The organism is Variovorax sp. PDC80 (assembly GCF_900115375.1).
GTDB lineage: Bacteria > Pseudomonadota > Gammaproteobacteria > Burkholderiales > Burkholderiaceae_C > Variovorax.
Map to the genome: position 1 here is coordinate 175,399 of NZ_FOWG01000001.1, position 16,259 is coordinate 191,657.

The window sequence follows — 16,259 nt, forward strand, 5'->3', positions numbered from 1 at the left end:
ATGTCGCGCGCAAACCAGGAAGTCGTCTTGCACCATTGCTTTTTGCCTCCACATGACAAATCCGGGATCTCGTGCAGCCTGCACCTCGCGCCAAGTACTTACCTCTCAACCACGATGCCTTCCGCGCGCGCTCTGCCAAGGACATCGAGAAGAATCGCACACTGCTTTTCGGTGGGAAGCTTCGCAGGGATCTGCATGGCTATCCTGAGAACTCCGGACTCCTTTGGCGTAAGAAGCTCCTTTTCGATCAGCGCCTGATGAAGACGAGCCCACTCACCCGCGGGAACAGCCAGCACATGCCGCTGAGCTTCGATGCCGTTGTCGACCTTCTGGGTCTGCTTGGCAGATCTGACCTCCGCCGCCTGATCGTCAATCGACAGAAGCTGATCGTAGAACTCGGGTGGGAGCAGCTTCTCGACATCTTCAATGCGCGTCTGAATCCGCGTCCAGCAGGCTTCCCTCTTGCACCATTCGGAGATATTCGAGATACCAGCCGGCGGCCTGATGATGTCCTCGTTCACGACTCCGGACACGACCGCAATGGAGCTTTCAAGCACGGCGTTGACGCCCTGTGCATTCCATATACCCGGAAAGTCCACGCACGCCTTCCTTCGCTTCGCAAGTTCGCTGAGCATGGACAGCGTGTAGGCCACTATGTTGGCCCGGTATCCGCCGTTGTACCAAGGCTGTGCAGACACGATCCGCTCGGTGGCGCGGAAGATGAGCCCGCGAGCGACTGCTCGCTTGAAATAGAACTCATTGAACCCGTCGGATGATTTTTCCCACTCGCTGCCGATCCGGGTTGCATATCGCGCAAAGTTCTTCTGGGAACCCAGGTTGACCCACCTGGGATGGTCATCCCAGACATTCTCGAACTTCGCCAGATCGGTCTTCGTGAACATCTGTGATTTTGGATGTTCCACCTTGAAGCGACGTTGCTCACCAAGCGTGAGCTTCGATTGAGCGTCCGCATACTGTCCACGCGCACGTTCGTAGAACCACTTCGTCTCACGCTGCGCCCCCTTCTGCGCTGGCGCCCATATGCGTCTTGAGAACCCTTCCATCCGAACATGGAATGGATGGTTCGAGAAAAAGTCTGCAGCATTGACCCGATTCTGTGTGTTCGCATATTCGGATATACGCGGAACGACCGTTTCGCTCTGTTGGCTGTCGATGACGGACAGCTTCATCTGAACGAATATCTGTGACAGATCGGCTCGGTCACGCTTTCTCGTATGAAAGAGTGATGCAGTGGTCTGGCCACCGTTCACGATCTGAAGGTCGAGCATTCTTGTGATCGCAAGACCAGCATCTGTCGTCCTCGTTTCGATGCTCTGCGCAGTCGCCGTGACCCCATTGTTGTAGGCAAAGAACATCCCCGGCTCATTCAGGATCGTTGCCCTTATGCCCTGATTGACGTTTCCTCGTGCCTGAAGAAACGTTCGCACATTCTGTTCGAGCAGTCGGGCGCCGAACTTCTCGTACAGGGCCGCCAGCACTTCGGCCGGCATGACCATCAGATATGACTTGTAGGCCTCTGCGCCGAGGTGAGCAGGAAGGCAGGAGATGCCCTTGCCGAACATCTGCTCGAAATCCAGGTCGAGCGGCTCCTTGTGACCGCGAGAGCTCCGCTGACGATGGAGGCGTGAAATGTCCCAGATGTGGTGGCTGGTAGGTACTCCCGCCACCTCCGTGTCGGGGACGGCCTGGATCTTTTCGCTCAGAGCGCGCTCCGAGAAGAGCACAAGATTGAGTTGGCGGATCGAGCCTCTCCGATCGGCAATCTGCCGAGCAAGCCCGTACCCTGGCGACGTGACCTCAAGTTCACCTGCCAATCCCTTGTTGGTGCTCGCCTCGAAGAAGTTGGTGACACGCTTGAACGTGGCCACCACATCCGTCCGAATCAGGGATGCGAGCTCGCCGCGGGAATCGAAGTCCGCAATGAAAAGATCCAGAACCCCGTCATCGTTGAACCAGTAGCCATCCACGCGCATTCCGCGCGGTGCTTTGAAGTCACAGAGTTCGAAGCCCTCGACGAATCCCGTCTCGATCAACTCATTCGCGACGGTTTCCATGAACTCGGACAGTTGAAAGCTGCCATTCGCCTCGGCACTGGCCAGCAGTTCCTGCCGGAAGTCATGGAAGAATTCCTCGCTGCTCTGCTCCATCATTCCCCTCCAAAGACGGCTGCACTGTCGCATTCGTACGGCGTGAGGGTCTCCAACCTGATGTCGTAGGCCACCCTGGCGATCCCCGTCGACAGTTGCGACCGCATCAGACGCGGGAACCCATCCTGGACACGATAAGTGGTCACGCTGCCGATAACGAACGTCGGCTCGTCATAGTCAGGCAGCGGCGCGTAGCCATGCGCCACCAGCTTGCGGTCGAATGCCTCGACGGCCTCCGCTTCGCCGAGCCGTGCCTGAACGTCAGCGACGGCTGCGTTGAGCGACCGCGCGCCTGCGGCATCCGGCAGATTGCTCAGCCGGTAGATGCGCAGGAACAATGCATCATTGAGCGATTCGAGCTGGTCCTCTGACGAGATGCGAACAGTACTGCGTTCGGCTCCCGAGAGCGACTTGATCTCCACGGCCGTGTTGCCGAAGATGAAGTCCTGATGGGACTTGTCTGGGCCGAGCCAGGCTTCGAGCGCCGCAACGGCTGGAACAGGCCGGTCCAACAGCTCCAGCAGGAAGGTGATCTCAGCAAAGAGGCCTCGGACCTCCTCGGCAGACAGGTGCTGACCTCGCCCGGACAGAAAGGTCTTCCACCGGCGGAGATGCGCCAGTGCAACGGCGAGCGAACTCACGGAATCGGTCGCGTGCTCCAGCGCGGAAGCGAGAGTACGGCAGAGCCCCTCGAAGAGGTCTCGGTCGACCTCCTTCTCCAGGGCGAGAACCAGGCGCTGCCGACCTGCATCGCCGCCGCGAAGATCCACGTCGATGCCGTTCACAGTCACGGCATTCTTCCGATACTGCCCCGTGTGATCGCCCTGCAACTCCACGATGAAAAGGCAGGCACCGTTTCTGTCCCTTCCCCAGAAGCATGGCACGACCGTGTTGCCCATGACCTGGCGGACATTGAAGTCCGCCCCCGGAACGCCGATGCCATCCCACGGTGACGACTCAGGCATCGTAGTCCTCCTCTTCGTCCGGGTCGTCCGGCACACCCTGCATCCGCTCCAGCCATACCCGGTTTGCGACGACCTCGATCTCGGTCTCATAGTGGCCGGGCGGGAAGCTGACGCCGAAGGCCGCGACAGGACCCTTGACCTTGTCATCGCCGTGCGGATCAAGGCTGTGAATCATGAGGAGCGGCTTCCTTCGAACCTCGCGATAGTGGGTATCCGAGGCCGCAACCGGGCTGTCTCCAGACGCGGCCGCGGCCTCGGCCGCCGCTTTCTGTTCCTCGGCAAGGCCCAGCTTCTCGTCCCCGCGCGAGGCCACGCGGTCCTTGTTCAGCCGCCAAGCGGAGCCTTGGCGATCGCCGACAACGCGGGACTGGCCGTTCAACGTATGCGGCTTGCCGTCTCCATTGCCCGGCGAGATCAGCAGCACATCGCCGACTGCATGCTGGTCGGCGAGAGTGCGCAGATAGGCGACGATATCCGCCTTGCGATCGGCGAACTGGCTGTGCGCCTGAAAGGCGATCAGGAAGTCCTCGATCCGCTCGGTGTCGACGTCGCGGAAGATCACTCCCTTACCAGTGTCCATCGGCTCACGGCCGCCGAAGCCTTCACGCCAGGATTGCTCGATCAGGGCGAAGTTCGCCTCATTCACATCGCTGTCGGTGGAAACGATGTAGCTCTCCAGCATGCGGCCACTGAAGTTCTGCCGGAATTTCACCTTCTCGCCGGCGCGCATCTTGTTGGCGGCAGTGATCAGCAGGCTGTCGGGGTGGGCCAGGACATAGAGCCCGAACTGGCGCGGACTGAGCCCATCGCGACGCATGCGCTTGACCTGCTGAGTCAGTTCTTCGGCCGCCAACGCGATGTGCGAATACCAATTGATGGAATCACGCGAAAGATGGACGCGGCAAAGATCCTCGAAGCCCGGCCGATAGCCAAACCAGCGGCCCATCTGCATGAGCGTGTCGTACATCTTCGTGTTGCGGTACATGTAGCTGACCGTCAACCCCTCGATGGTCAGGCCACGGGACAGACTCAGACCACCGACGGCGATGGCTGTGAGCCCGACTCCCTCCTTTTCATACTTTGTGAAGTCGAGCACCTCGTCGCTCTTGCTGTTGATGACGTAGAGGTGGAGATGTTCGAACACACCGTCGAGGGCGGTCTTGACCTGCTCCCAGGTGAACCCGGCATCGGCATACTCGTCGTCGAAGGCCTGTTTCAGGCCCCGCATGTAGACGTTCGCGGAGGATGCGGACTCGGGCATCCTGTAGTTGGCCCGCACGGCCTCTCTGATCTTCTTCTCTCGCAGGCTGAGGAACTCCCGCACCGCCCGCTGCACGGGCACGAAACGCGACACATTGACCATCATTGAGCAGTGCTTGCTCGCCTGCCCGCGCAGGTTCCGGATTGCGCGCGCCACGATAAATCCGTCCATGGCCCGATACAGGCTCGGAGGCAGTTCGGCGATCGGATGGTCCCTCTTGTGCGTATAGGGAATGAGATCTTCGCAATCGTCGATCGGTCGCACGATCGACTGGCTGGACTCCTCGTTCAGGAACACCTTCTCTGCGCCAAAATAGGTCGTCGGCGCGTCGAGGCAATAGATGAAGTCGCGCGGAAACAGTTCATCCCGAACGTCATCATCGTAGGAATCGGGGTTGATGAAGATGTTCGCGAAAGGAGTGGCGGTGTAGCCGACGTAGCAAGATTTCGCGAAGAGACCAAGAATGCGCCGGATCATGGCGTTCGTGCGCGTCGGGTCGAGATCTTCCTTGTTCGTGTTGATGGACGCGTTGTCGGCTTCGTCGTCGATCAGCAACATCGGCACATCGGAGATCCGTCCGTCTCCAGAGGCGTTGAGCTCCTTGAGCCACTTGTGAAGCGCGGTCAGCGTGGTGACGTTCTTCTTGATGACAAGAATGATCGGCTTGCTGAAATCGTTGATCTTCCAGCCGCTCTTGGCGGCCGTGTTCTTGTTGAAGTCCTCGTTGATGTTCGTGAGGGTTGCCGGATGCGGATAGCCGGGGTCCAATCCGACGCCAATCGTCTTGCGATCCTCCGGGTCGCTCGATCGGCCGATGAAGGCTTCGTCAACGCGCTCCTGCGTCTGCTTGCGCAGGTTGTTGTGAATGCCGGCGGTGACGATGATGAACTTGTAGCCGGCGTCGGCCGCCCTCGCAATCAGGCCGGTGTAGTTGGCGGTCTTGCCTGACTGCACATGGCCGATGACAAGGCCACGACGATTCCAGTTCGTCCCCTCGCTCTTAGGATCCTGCAGGTGCCCAAGAATCCGACCCGTCACGTCGCTCAGCGATTGCACCATCCGAGGTGGCCATCCTTCCTCGCGCAGGAATTTCTCGTAGGCGTTCGCATAGGTCCAGGTGATGTCCTCACGCTTGCGAACCCACTGGTCGTCATGCTTCGCGGCGGGATCGACCAGCGACACGCCGGCCCCCATGCGCGTGTCAACCGAGATCATCGCCTCGGTGATGATGTTCCGGAGATCGCCCGTATATCCGAAGAGTTCGGCGATCTGTTCCGCTTTTTTCTCGACCTGCTCGCGCGTCGGCGTCTCCTTCATGTTGGCGAGGCCCGAGATGAGCGCATTCGCGATATTCCGTTCTTCTGTGATGACTGGTCCGCTCATGTGAAGGCCTCGTTGATAAATGTCTTGGCTGCCTCGATCTGTCCCTCGAACAGATGGGTGGATCGCACAATCTGAAGAAATGCGTCCGGGTCGCCTGGTCCGTCGCCATAGAGCACCTGCTTGAGACTTCTCAGGCGGTCAATCGTGAGGTCGTTGTCGACTGCCGCTTGGCTCACCTCCCGGGGATGCGTCGAGTAGTCGGAGTAGATCATCTCGACGGGGAGGGATGCTGCGATTGAGTCGAGCAGAACCCGCAGTGAATTCGCGTCCTCGGGTTTCAGTTTTGTGCTCAACGAGAGAATGAGAGGGTGCTGCGCATTTATCGCAAACCGAATGCCCCCATGATCCGCGTAACGCTCCCACAGCGGCGCATCGCTCTCCTGGAAGAGCTTCTGGCCGCGGCCGCGATGAACGGTCACGCTGCGGGCAGTGATTCTGGCAATGATCTGGCGCAGCCTCTCCCGCACTGCGTGGGGCGGGCGGGCACGCGACTTTTTGATGTCGATGGTCCAGGCTTCGTCCAAACTGTTAGGAAAGTCGATCTGAACCCTGGCCAGCTTCGTAGCTTCCCCCTTCGGCACCAACCGGAACCAGTCACCCCACGCCATCAGACGGCCATTCCGGTAGATGTAGGCCCCCTGATTCGAAATGAAGTCGCTGCGGCTCTGATAGAAGTCATACTCGCGAGCGGTCAGCCTGGTGTGATGCGGCAGCACGTACGGCTGCAGACGAACTTCGGCTTCACCGATGCGGACAACCTCCTCCGGAAGCAGCTGAGTGGCCGGGTTCTTTCGGCAGAAGGGATCGAAAGCCTCGACCGCATGGCCATTGACCGCGATGGAAGTCCTTGGATAGCCCTTGACGTCACCTGCGAGAAATCGATGAAAGACAAGCGATAGATGCCTGCCCAGGGCATCCAGCTTCTCGCTGATGATCTCGCCCCGACGGTCGCCAGCTTCGTCTTCAGAGAATCGATCAAGCTCGCGCCAGACAACAGCGGTACCGTGACCGCCGATGCGATCGAGGTATGGCAGCGCATTGATATCCGCATCGTCCAGGATGGACAGGATCCATTCGTCGGCGGCATCGATGCGATCGAGGTTCCATTCTGCTCCGCAGAGCACTCCTTCCCTCGCGCTGACGACTGTCAACGACCGGCACTGCGAGAAGGATGCCGTCTTCAGCCCGAGACCAAAACGCCCCAGATCCCGTGGTGACCGCTGCTGCCTTGGGTTTGTCGTCCCGTGGCGCATGGCATCGAGGAGTTCGGGCTCCGTCATTCCCCTTCCGTTGTCCAGAATGACCACCAAAGGCTGCGCACCGGACAGATCGCAGATGATGTCGATGGCATCTGCGCCTGCAGAAATACTGTTGTCGATCAAATCGGCAATCGCTGTCTCAAGCGAGTACCCAAGATCGCGCATCGATGCCGATAGGCATGCAGCACTTGGCGGATGATAGTGATCGCGCGCCATCAGCCTCCCCCTTGCGACTTGTCGCGGATCGGGTTCACGGCAGGCTTCCGACTGCCGCACCCAGTGTTGGTTTTTCCAGCGGTGGAATTTGCGTTGTAAGCTTGTGATTGCCGCCGCAAACACCTAGGCAGAACGCACTGAAGCCCATGCGCCTCCCGACCACTCCTCAGCGCAGCCGCATGATGTCGAGCATTCGCGGGAAAAATACCTGGCCTGAACGGATGCTTCGCTCCATTTTGTTCGCCAGGGGATTTCGGTACAGGCTTCACGTCCGAAATCTGCCGGGCTCTCCCGATCTGGTGTTCTCGAAACACAGGGCGGTGATATTCGTTCACGGCTGTTTCTGGCACCGGCACGAAGGCTGTCGCTACACCACCACGCCAAAGGCGAACAGCGAATTCTGGAAGCAGAAATTCCAGGGAAATATCGACCGGGACGCGCGCCATGCAGCAATGCTTCACAACCTTGGATGGCGTGTGGCTGTCGTCTGGGAATGCTCCCTGAAGCAGTCGATCGATCACACCGCGCAGATCGTTGAGAAATGGCTGCATGGCAATGAGGCTTGCCTGATCGTCGGCTCTAGTTCGCTTCCGCAAGCAGCGGAATCTGAACCTGCCTCGCCGGCAGCTGGCTCGCAGTAGCCGTCCGACTCTTTCGCGGAGAGTCACCCGTTTCTCGCCGTTTCTTTCTGCTCATCTGATTCAGGAGGCCGCGCACGACCTTCGCCAACTTGTGAGCCAACAACGGGGGAACTGCATTTCCGACCTGGGTGTACTGCTCGGTGCGATTGCCCGAAAAAAAGTAATTGTCGGGAAACGTCTGGAGGCGTGCGGCCTCCCTGACCGTCAGGCTTCTGCACTGAGCAGGGTCGTAGTGGATGTAATAGTGGCCATCCTTGGCAATGTGCGCCACCACGGTGGCTGCCGGCTCATTCCTGCATTGAACCCGGAAGCGATCCTTGAATGGAATGGCTTCGGTTCCTCGTTCAACATGCACATTGATGTGATCGGGAAGCAGCTTGGGAGGAAAAACGTCCAGTCGTGGAGAGTAACCCCAGGAATGCGCGAAGCAGGCCGAGAAAAGATATCGGGCAAGGTCCGAGTCCATGTGGGATCGCGCCTCATGCTGACAGACCCCCCCGAGACTTCTGTCGTGTAGCCACTGCTGAAGTTCAGTGGGCTTCTTCGGTCGCCTGTAATCCCGGGCAATGAATGCGCCCCCAGTCGCCGTACTCGTCGCCGCGGTGGCAAACACTCGCATCGTTTCGATCATGCTGCTCTCGTTATCCGTTCGCCATCCCTTGACGTAGGCTGGCGCTGCCTGAACAGCCTTGCGCCATGCCTCAAGTGAGTCGCCACGGGACAGGCGGCTTCGAATGCGAGGAAGGTCATCGATGGTCTGCCTGACCGTGACGGGCCTTGGGACCGGCGTCAGCAACTGGTGCCGAGGCAGTCCGGCGTCCTTCCTGACACCGAGCAGAATCACTCGATGCCTGTTCTGTGGAATCCCGTAGCGCTCCGAGGGAATGACGTAGTCGACGGGCTCCAGGTTCTCGCCGTCGCCGGCCTTGATGAAGGAGCGAATCTCGTACTCAAGCCCTTCAGCAGGCATCGAAATATCCGCAATGATCCTGTCGAACATCGGATTGCCGGAGTGCTGCGAGGACAATAGTCCCTTCACGTTCTCCATCACGAATATGGTGGGACGGTGGACCCTGATGATCCTCAGGTATTCCTGGTAAAGAAAGTGCTTTTCGTCCTTGTGGAAGGTCTTGTCATTGGCACGTCTCGAACGGCCCGCAAGAGAGTACGCCTGACAGGGTGGCCCCCCGATCAGTACCCAGGTTTCCTGCCCCTGCAACGCTGCTCGGATTTCGCTGTCGATGCCATTTTCATCGGACTGCCCCAATTCCAGGCATCTGGCTTCTGTCTCCGCATGCGCAAAGGCAGCGGCGACGGCAGGAATTCTGCGAAAGGCTGTCTCATCGATTTCGCCGCGTATGTAGCTGTAGTAGTGCTTTACATCCTTGGTTCCACGGAGACGCCTGAACACCGCACGCAGAGTCAGCGTTCGATGGGCGACAGGATTCTTCTCGATGGAAAGGCCGATCTCGAAAAACGCCTTCCCGCCGTGTCCCTTGAGGGAGGCAAATCCTTCCCCAAGCCCTCCCGGTCCTGCAAAGAGATCAATTATGGGAATCGGCATGCTCTACCTTACTGATGTTCAATTCGTGCGAGGAGTCGTTCAACGACGTCACTGGCCTCGCGCTGTCGCAGCGCCCTCGCCTCTCGCTGCTCAGGCTCATCGCCTTCGCCCAACTCAAACTTGGCCACCGCAACCGGACCGTCCTTGCGATAACCCTCGGTCTCTCCAATCTGCGCAAATCGGGCACGCAATAGGTCCAGCGCGTTTTTCACAACATCGCTGTGTTTGCCTTCACGCGCTTGACGAAACGCCCGCACCACCGCATCAGCACCTTCAGAGGCATGCTCCAGGCAATAGATCAGGTCATGCGCATCCTTGCGCTCGAAACGCTGATCGAACGCGAACGCCTTCAGGCATGAGAAGCTGATCAGGTTGGCATGCTTGATCTTTTCGACAGCGATCCCGCCGCCGCCCAGCAGCTCTGCCTCGATCTCGGTGACCTCGTGCAGGTCGAACACGATCGATGAGTGCGGGATGTTGATGGCCGAGATCGTCCCGTCGGTCGGCAATGGTTGCACCCGGCCTCCAGCAATCTCCGGCGCGTCCGCCAGAAACTCGAGCACCATGAGAGCTCCATGCTCGGTGCGAGTCTGCCAACGCCAGGAGAGCTTTTGTTGCTTGTCGTTCTCGGCACGCTCGAAGCCCATCTTCTTCAGGTTCTCTTCAAGCGTGTGATAAGCGTCCGTGTTGGCCAGTATCTGCAGATCAATCACGATGTCGACATCCATCGTCCCTGCATGCGCCGGTACGAAAGGAGGCCGAGCCTTCACCAGATAACGTGGCGTGAGCCCGCCGACCAGATAGACCGAGTCCTTCCATGGCCCCAACCCGCGCAGCAGCGTCACGAGGACGCGTTCGCAGTCGAGCGTGTACTGGTCGCTGTAGCCGTCGAGCGTTGCGGGCTTGACCATCAAAATCCGATCCTTTCCCGGCGCAGGTGCTCGGCCATCTCCTTGGCGCGACCTTCACCCCGCAACAGGTCGAGGTAGACCTGCACTGGGCTCGCCAGCCACACGCCATCAACCCGCTCGCGGAACAGCAGCTCCCCCGCAGTTTTCGTCTCGACGACGACAAGGTTAGCCCCCTCGGTGACAACGCGCACATCCAGTTCTGTCAGCGCGGCATCGGCGCCCGCTCCCGGCAACAGCCGAGTACGCACCTGCGAGATGCCGGACAGGAATGGTGCATAGCGCTGCGCGGCGGCCTCGTAGCTCACCGCGTAGGCGGCCTGATGCACGTCGAAGACTTGACCCAGGCGCTGGAGCAAGGCATCGGACTTCAGACCGGGCACGTAATGGCGGCGCAGTACCGGCGCAGGCGAAGCGGCGAGCTGCCGGGCCCAAGCGTCAAGCAACTCGCCGGGTTCCCGCAGATGGCGCTCCTTGCCCGGACCCTGCCCACGGGATTCGAGCCAATCGAAGCGCTCGAGCTCACTCAGCACATCGGAGGCGGTGGATGGCGCTACCTGCGCCCTTTCTGCCACCTCGGTGACGCCGAACCAGTCCTGATGGTGAATCAGGAGCGCATGCAGCACCTGTGCGCGGCGCCCGGAAAAAAGCGACCGCACCGATTTCTCAAGGGACTTCGGTGGCGGCCTGTCGATGTACACATAGGCCCCCGGGGCCGGCAGGAACAGACTGCCACCGCTGTCGTAGTAACCCACGCGCTCCGACTTGAGCAAGTCCTTCGCGCCCGGCGAAAGGGACTCTGCAACCAGCAGATGTTGGACATCGGGCGGGTATGCCTGACGCAGCGCCTTGAATTGCCACAGCACTTGACGCACGTCCCGGGGATACGCGGTCTTTTTCGCCTCGACCAACAGGACGATCGGCTTGCCGGCAACGTTAAGATGGATCTCGGCATCGACTTTGTAGGGACCCGCTGGGGCCGCCTCCCGCACGTCCATGTCGGCGCGCACATCCGGCAGTTCCCGGAGTGCATCCAGGAACCGCTCGATCAGTGCGTGTTCGGCGGTGGTTGATTCAGTCATGGCACGGCTTATTCTCTGCTCAGCGAATAATACCATTTTCACGAATATTCGACAATGATGGCATTTTCGCTGCTCAGCGAATCTGCCAGATTTGATCGGAACACAGATCGCTCGTCGGCAGCGTCGCCGGGTGAACTCGGACAAGACACAGTTTCTCAAGCACTGCCTTCAGTTGTGGAGCTCTGCGGCATCCCGGTCCGATCAGGTCGCTGCGCAGTATTGCCCCTGCTCTGCTTGAACCCCCTGTCCCGCGTCATGAACGCTTCGAGCATGTGCGGCACCAGCGCCGCGACATCCACCCGCTCGCCGTAGGTCTGCGCATGCAGCGCCGCGTAGCGGTCCAGCGTCGCCTTCAACTCGGCCGACAAGGTGACAGTGAGCTTGACCGGCTCGACCTTGGGCAGCGGCCCGAGCCGCAGCTTGGCCGTGCTCATTGCGACGAGCCCCGGGTGAAAAACAAGGGCTGGTAGGGCCGCAGGATCAGGTCCTTGTTGACCATCACGCGCATCGGAAAGCCGGGCCGAATCGTGAGCGTCGGCTGGACGCTGAGGTTGCGCTTTGTGATTTCCTGCCCGACCTGGTTCACCGTGTCCTGCGCACTTTCACGGCCGGCGACGATCACGCGGTCGCCGGTACCGCCGCTGTTCGTGCGGGTCTCTGGAGCGGCCAGTTCGGCGCCGATACCCAGCAGCGTGGACAGCGCGGCGCCCGCGAGGATGCGGTCCCAATGCCAATCGACGCCATCTTCGAGCCCTGCGTAGCCAGCCGGATCGATACCCGGCAAACGGTCGAGCGCCACCGAAGACGTGTCCGGCAGGATCAGCCGCGTCCACACCAGCAGCACGCGCCGCTGTCCGAAGGCCACTTGGCTGTCGTAGCGGCCGATCAGGCGCGAGCCCTGCGGGATCAGCAGGTAGCGGCCCGTGGCGGTGTCGTAGACCGCCTCGGTCACATTGGCGATGACCTGCCCCGGCAGATCAGAGCTGATGCCCGTCACCAGCGCGGCCGGGATGACGGTGCCCGCCATGACCTGGTACGGCGATACCGGGAGCTGCAGGCTTCCAGTGTTGCGCGCGGCCACGTCGCCCGCCTTGGCGACGAAGGCCTTTTTCTGATCCTGGCGGTTCTGCACGGCAGTGGGGTCGGCCGGCTGCGCCGCCGCTGCGGGAGCCAGGGCGCCGGCCAGCGCATCGAAAGGCTGCACGGCGCGGGCCGCGCCGGCAGGCGCGGCCTGGGGAGGCTTGGCGCTGGCGCCGCCAGTCGCGCGGAAGAACACCCCCGAGCGTGCCGCCTCCTCGGCCGCCAGTTGCGCCGCATGCGCCGGATAAACGCCACCGCCCGGCACGCGCGTCTCCATCGGCTGCTGCGACTTCACGATGGCCGGCCCCAGGTCGCCCGGCAGCGGCTCGCCCAATTGGGGCACTCCGGGCCGCGCCGGCATTCCGGCGTAGTCCTTGGGCAACTGGTCCAGGCTCTCCGCCTTGGCGACGCGATCAACGTTGTACAACTCGGCAGCCGGGTTGCGTTCGCGCTTGTGCGGCTGCAGCGACCACAGGGTCGCGCCGAGCACCACGGCGGCCAGCCCACCGACAATGACTGCCAGCATGCGCCGATTGAGCCGGACCACCGGGCGCGGCGATGCGCGCAACGCCATCACCTCCGGGTCGGCCTTGGGCTGGACGGCGGCCCCGCTCATGATCCGCTGCCCCCCGAAGCGCGCGGCGCGCCGTCGGTGCGCTCGATGCGCACCACCTCGGCCTTGCCGCCTTCACCGCCTCCTCCATAGCCGCCCAGGCGCAGTTCGGCCGCGCCGAACAGCCGGTCCACCACGTAGTACGGCGCGCGGAAGCGGTAGTTCACGAGCTGGCCGTCACCCTGCGGGCCGATCACGAACAGCGGCGGCAGCTCGCCCTGTGCGATGCCGCCGGGAAACTGGATGTAGACCTTCTGGCCATCGTCGAAGGCACGCAGTGGCTTCCACGGCGGGCTGTCGCCGCTGATCGCGTAGCGGAAGCGGATGCTCTCCAGTGAGAGGCCGGCATCAACGGGCGCCGCGGCCTGCGCCTCGCGCGCCTGCTTTTGCAGCGCCAGCATGCGGTCCTTCGGGTAGTCCCAGGACACGGATGCCATCCAAGCCTGCGGCGTCGAGGACAGCTCGACCAGGTAGGTACGCCGGTTGGTGGTGATGACCATGTTGGTCTTCAGGCCCGTGCGGGTGGGTTTGACCATGACGTGGACGCGCTGGCTTGGCCCCGCGCCGCTGGTCGTGTCGCCGACGACCCAGCGCACGGTGTCGCCGGCCGAAACCGTCACCAGCTCCTCGCCCTCTTGGAGGGCGAGGACGGTGACGCGACCAGGGCTCGTGTAGACCTGGTACAGCGCGCCGTCGGTGAAGGGCCAGATCTGGATCGCGTTGACGTAGCCCTCGCGCGTAGGTGCGATACGGGCTTCGTCGTTGGCCTTGGACACGCGCAGCCTCTCGTCGGCCGGCTCGGGGGCGGGTGGCGGCGCTTCGGCCGAGGGCAGCGCCTTCATCTGCTCCGGCAGAGGCAAGGGCTTGGGCACCTCCACCACTTCGATTGGCGCGGGCGGCTCGGGCAGGCGTTGCGCTTGCACGGGTTCGTCCAGCGTGATGGTCGGCGGCGGCTTGCCCTGCATGGCGCAGCCGACAAGCCCTGCGATCAACAGAGCCGGAAACACGTAAAGGCGGAATTTCGGGTTCATGGTTTCTTCGCTCCTTCGTTCGCATCGAGTTCGCGGCTCCACGACAGACCGTTGACGTAGATGCCCAGGGGGTTCTTGCGCAGCCGCTCCTCGGTGCGCGGCGGCTGCAGCACGATGGAAAGCACCGCAGTCCAGCGTTCGGTGGTGGACGGCGAGCCGTTGACGTAAGCGCGCTCAATCCAGCGCACCTGGAACGAGGAATCGCTGGCACGCACGACGCTGGTCACTTCCACCGCCACCGAGTTCTGACCGATGCGCGAGAACGGATCGTTGGTGCGGGCGTAGTCGTTGAGCGTGGCCGCGCCCCGGTCGGTGGCGTAGTCGTAGGCTTCCAGCCAGTTGCGCCGCACGACGATGGGATCGATGGACAGCGAACGCACGTCGGTGATGAAGCGCGCAAGGTGGTGCGCGATCTGTGCATCGCCCGGCCGGTACGGCGTGGCCGCCTCGCCGACTGTGCGCACCTGGCCTGCCTGGTCCACCTCGATCACGTAGGGCGTGACGATGGACTGCGCCGAGCGCCACACGAGGCCACCGGCCATCAGCAGCGCGAGCGTGAGGCTGCCGAAGGCCATCAGGCGCCAGTTCTTCGCCTGCACGCGGGCCGAGCCGATGCGCTCGTCCCACACCTGCGCGGCGGCCTGGTAGGGGGTAACGGGCGCCGGCGTGTCGGAGTAGCGCACCTGGGGTCGTTTGAATCGCATGAAGAGTTCTCCTTAGCTGTCGTCGCGCAGGCTCGGATTGGCGCCGCTGCCGCCGCTATCGCCCGATCGCAGCGTGTGGGCAGCGACGGTCGCGCCGTGCGCGAGGCGCTGTTGACGCTGGAGGCGCTGCGTCCAGGCGGGCGGCGCGCTGGGCGCGGCGGGCGCTTCGGTCGATGCCCCCGCAGTGGCCGCAGCCGCCGGTGGCGCGGCCGCATCGGCAACGAAGTTCGACACACGGTCGCGCATGGCCTTGGCGCCCGCTGCCACTCGATCACCAACCGCGCCGGCACCGCTGCGCGCGACGTTGGCCAGGCCCGCGCCGGCAGCGCGCAGGCCGCTGCCACCCGAGGCCGCAGCCCCAGCCTGGTAGGCCGAGCGCGCGCCGCCGGCAAGCGTGCTGGCCGAACGGCCGGCGGCCGCCGCACCGCCGATCACGCTGCGCGCCGCGCCGGGCGCCATGCGCGCACCGGCCGCGACCGCCGCACCGGCGCCAGCAACAGCGGCGCCGCCCGCGACCGCGAGCCCTGCTCCGCCGACCAGCGTTCCAGCCGCCGCGCCGGCACTGAGCTGCGGCGCGCCGGACACCAGCCCGGTGGCGATGCCCGGCCCGAAGATGCCTAAGCCAAACAGCGCGAGCGAGGCCAGCATGATGGTCAGCGCGTGGTCGATGCTGGGCTCGGTGCCCGGCGGCGCCGTGAACTCGCTGAACAGGCCCGTGCCGATGCCGACGATCACGGCCAACACCAGCACCTTGATGCCCGACGACACCACGTTGCCCAGCACCCGCTCCGCGAGGAAGCTGGTCTTGTTCCACAGCGCGAAGGGCACGAGCACGAAGCCGGCGAGCGTCGTCAACTTGAACTCGATCAGCGTCACGAATAGCTGCACTGCGAGTACGAAGAAGCTCACGATGATCACAAGCCAGGCCAGGCCCAGAACCACGATCAGGTCGAGGTTGGCGAAGATCTCGGGGAAGCCGGTCAGGTCCCCGATCTGCGTCATGATCGGCCGGCCCGCGTCGATGCCGACCTGCGCGAGGCGGCCCGGCTGCAGGAGCTGCGCCTGCGTCAGCGCCGAACCCGAGGCGGTCAACCCCAGGCCCGCGAACGAGCGGAAGACGATGCCCGCGAGCGCGTTGAAGTTGCCGATGATGTAGGCGAAGGCACCGACGTAGAGCACCTTCTTGATCAGCTTGGCGATCACGTCGTCGCTGCCACCGCCGCTTGCGCTGCTCATGGCCCAGAACAGGCCGGCGAGCGTCATGTCGATCAGCACCAGCGTCGCCGTCAGGAACGCGACCTCGCCGCCGAGCAGGCCAAAGCCCGAGTCGATGTAGCGCGAGAAGACATCGAGGAAGCGATCGATGACGCCAACGTCGTTCATC

At 62.4% G+C, this 16,259-nt stretch carries 13 protein-coding genes; 1 reads left to right on the forward strand and 12 read right to left on the reverse strand.

The window, feature by feature from the left end; translation table 11 throughout:
* Positions 1-98 precede the first annotated feature (98 nt).
* The 4 genes from BM109_RS00775 to BM109_RS00790 are packed head-to-tail and all read right to left on the reverse strand — an operon-like array spanning position 99 to position 7,252.
* Entirely contained in the window at positions 99-2,168 is a 2,070-nt protein-coding gene (locus BM109_RS00775; RefSeq protein WP_093341188.1) for an AIPR family protein, read from the reverse strand.
* Positions 2,168-3,133 (reverse strand): PD-(D/E)XK motif protein, encoded by a 966-nt coding sequence (locus tag BM109_RS00780; RefSeq protein WP_093339645.1) that lies wholly within the window; start codon positions 3,131-3,133, stop codon positions 2,168-2,170. The genes BM109_RS00775 and BM109_RS00780 overlap by 1 nt, the downstream gene beginning before the upstream one ends.
* Complete coding sequence (locus BM109_RS00785; RefSeq protein WP_093339647.1) at positions 3,126-5,777, reverse strand: Z1 domain-containing protein; 2,652 nt, start codon at positions 5,775-5,777, stop codon at positions 3,126-3,128. The genes BM109_RS00780 and BM109_RS00785 overlap by 8 nt, the downstream gene beginning before the upstream one ends.
* Positions 5,774-7,252 carry an ATP-binding protein gene (locus tag BM109_RS00790; protein WP_093339650.1) on the reverse strand — a complete coding sequence of 493 codons (1,479 nt, stop codon included), beginning with the start codon at positions 7,250-7,252 and terminating at the stop codon, positions 5,774-5,776. The genes BM109_RS00785 and BM109_RS00790 overlap by 4 nt, the downstream gene beginning before the upstream one ends.
* A gap of 146 nt (positions 7,253-7,398) precedes the next feature.
* Between BM109_RS00790 and BM109_RS00795 the strand changes: the two genes are divergently transcribed.
* Entirely contained in the window at positions 7,399-7,893 is a 495-nt protein-coding gene (locus BM109_RS00795) for a very short patch repair endonuclease (RefSeq protein WP_093339652.1), read from the forward strand.
* Here the strand turns inward: BM109_RS00795 and BM109_RS00800 are convergent.
* The 8 genes from BM109_RS00800 to trbL all read right to left on the reverse strand — a co-directional run bounded on the left by BM109_RS00800 (position 7,832) and on the right by trbL (position 16,258).
* Complete coding sequence (locus tag BM109_RS00800) at positions 7,832-9,457, reverse strand: DNA cytosine methyltransferase (protein WP_093339655.1); 1,626 nt, start codon at positions 9,455-9,457, stop codon at positions 7,832-7,834. The two genes, BM109_RS00795 and BM109_RS00800, sit on opposite strands and share 62 nt — an antisense overlap.
* 8 nt (positions 9,458-9,465) lie before the next feature.
* Entirely contained in the window at positions 9,466-10,368 is a 903-nt protein-coding gene (locus tag BM109_RS00805) for a hypothetical protein (RefSeq protein WP_093339656.1), read from the reverse strand.
* Entirely contained in the window at positions 10,368-11,447 is a 1,080-nt protein-coding gene (locus BM109_RS00810) for a helix-turn-helix domain-containing protein (RefSeq protein WP_218159342.1), read from the reverse strand. Before BM109_RS00810 ends, BM109_RS00805 begins: the two co-directional genes overlap by 1 nt.
* A gap of 155 nt (positions 11,448-11,602) precedes the next feature.
* On the reverse strand, positions 11,603-11,881 hold the full coding sequence (locus BM109_RS00815) for a DUF2274 domain-containing protein (RefSeq protein WP_093339662.1): 279 nt from the start codon (positions 11,879-11,881) through the stop codon (positions 11,603-11,605).
* Positions 11,878-13,143: a TraB/TrbI/VirB10 family type IV secretion system protein gene (locus tag BM109_RS00820; RefSeq protein ID WP_177239212.1), complete on the reverse strand. Its 1,266-nt coding sequence runs from the start codon at positions 13,141-13,143 to the stop codon at positions 11,878-11,880. Before BM109_RS00820 ends, BM109_RS00815 begins: the two co-directional genes overlap by 4 nt.
* Positions 13,140-14,171 carry a P-type conjugative transfer protein TrbG gene (trbG, locus tag BM109_RS00825; protein ID WP_093339665.1) on the reverse strand — a complete coding sequence of 344 codons (1,032 nt, stop codon included), beginning with the start codon at positions 14,169-14,171 and terminating at the stop codon, positions 13,140-13,142. The genes BM109_RS00820 and trbG overlap by 4 nt, the downstream gene beginning before the upstream one ends.
* Positions 14,168-14,875 carry a conjugal transfer protein TrbF gene (gene trbF, locus BM109_RS00830; RefSeq protein ID WP_093339668.1) on the reverse strand — a complete coding sequence of 236 codons (708 nt, stop codon included), beginning with the start codon at positions 14,873-14,875 and terminating at the stop codon, positions 14,168-14,170. Before trbF ends, trbG begins: the two co-directional genes overlap by 4 nt.
* 12 nt (positions 14,876-14,887) lie before the next feature.
* Positions 14,888-16,258: a P-type conjugative transfer protein TrbL gene (trbL, locus tag BM109_RS00835; protein WP_093339671.1), complete on the reverse strand. Its 1,371-nt coding sequence runs from the start codon at positions 16,256-16,258 to the stop codon at positions 14,888-14,890.
* Position 16,259 lies beyond the last annotated feature (1 nt).

Coding starts and splice junctions, on each gene's coding strand:
- BM109_RS00810 (WP_218159342.1), bottom strand. CDS start 11,447: ATGACTGAATCAACCACCGCCGAACACGCACTGATCGAGCGGTTCCTG.
- BM109_RS00790 (WP_093339650.1), bottom strand. CDS start 7,252: ATGGCGCGCGATCACTATCATCCGCCAAGTGCTGCATGCCTATCGGCA.
- BM109_RS00795 (WP_093339652.1), top strand. CDS start 7,399: ATGCGCCTCCCGACCACTCCTCAGCGCAGCCGCATGATGTCGAGCATT.
- trbF (WP_093339668.1), bottom strand. CDS start 14,875: ATGCGATTCAAACGACCCCAGGTGCGCTACTCCGACACGCCGGCGCCC.
- BM109_RS00775 (WP_093341188.1), bottom strand. CDS start 2,168: ATGGAGCAGAGCAGCGAGGAATTCTTCCATGACTTCCGGCAGGAACTG.
- BM109_RS00800 (WP_093339655.1), bottom strand. CDS start 9,457: ATGCCGATTCCCATAATTGATCTCTTTGCAGGACCGGGAGGGCTTGGG.
- BM109_RS00815 (WP_093339662.1), bottom strand. CDS start 11,881: ATGAGCACGGCCAAGCTGCGGCTCGGGCCGCTGCCCAAGGTCGAGCCG.
- BM109_RS00805 (WP_093339656.1), bottom strand. CDS start 10,368: ATGGTCAAGCCCGCAACGCTCGACGGCTACAGCGACCAGTACACGCTC.
- BM109_RS00785 (WP_093339647.1), bottom strand. CDS start 5,777: ATGAGCGGACCAGTCATCACAGAAGAACGGAATATCGCGAATGCGCTC.
- trbG (WP_093339665.1), bottom strand. CDS start 14,171: ATGAACCCGAAATTCCGCCTTTACGTGTTTCCGGCTCTGTTGATCGCA.
- trbL (WP_093339671.1), bottom strand. CDS start 16,258: ATGAACGACGTTGGCGTCATCGATCGCTTCCTCGATGTCTTCTCGCGC.
- BM109_RS00780 (WP_093339645.1), bottom strand. CDS start 3,133: ATGCCTGAGTCGTCACCGTGGGATGGCATCGGCGTTCCGGGGGCGGAC.
- BM109_RS00820 (WP_177239212.1), bottom strand. CDS start 13,143: ATGAGCGGGGCCGCCGTCCAGCCCAAGGCCGACCCGGAGGTGATGGCG.